Here is a 689-nt window from a genome sequence, read left to right as displayed (position 1 = left end):
GTGCAGAAGCTGATCCAGGATCTGGAAGAACTGGAAGCGTTAAAGGAAAATGTCCCCCGGGACCCGTGGTGGCTGCGCTACAACCTCTTCCCGACCGAGGAAAAGTTCGTTACCGCCGTTCTGGAACGCACCAAGGACGCCCTCGACGACCGGCTGGACGACCTCTACGAGGCGCAGAAGGACGCGAACCTGATCCCTTACCGGCACGTGAACCGCGAACTGCTGGAATGGATCGACCAGGCCCTGTTCACCGTCGCCACCTTCTTCGTGCCCATCGAAGGCTGGCTCATCCACTCCGGCCAGGCCTTCCTGGCACTGATGCGCAGCAAATACTTCATCGGCGGTGCTGCGCTCGGCCTGGGCGCGTACTCGGGCGATGCCCAGGCCGGACGCTTTAAAACACCGGAGCTGACCGTGGCCAAAGGCGCAGTGCGCGCCACCGCCGCGAAAACCTTATTCGACGCCGCCGTAAAATACGGCCTGCAGTTCAAAGGCGTGAACGCGCCGACGCATCTGGCATTGGATGGTAGTGTCGGTCCCGTTCGTCAGCGGCTGATCGGCGAAGTTCCGGAAGCATTACTACCACCCGCCCCCAACGGGCATCACTGGTTCCGAGGCGCGGACGGCAGCTACAACACCAAACGCAACCCCGGTTACAATGGCCCGCGCAAGGAGTACGATCACGAGGA

At 61.8% G+C, this 689-nt stretch carries 1 protein-coding gene; it reads left to right on the top strand.

From position 1 onward, the window contains the following. Positions 1-689: hypothetical protein (locus IE111_RS24395; protein WP_189613872.1), on the top strand; the 689-nt coding region annotated here is incomplete at both ends.

The sequence above is a fragment of the Saccharospirillum salsuginis genome (genome assembly GCF_014651855.1).
Lineage (GTDB): Bacteria > Pseudomonadota > Gammaproteobacteria > Pseudomonadales > Natronospirillaceae > Saccharospirillum > Saccharospirillum salsuginis.
Note: the sequence above shows the minus strand (reverse complement) of the source record. Positions and strands in the feature narration are given on the sequence as shown.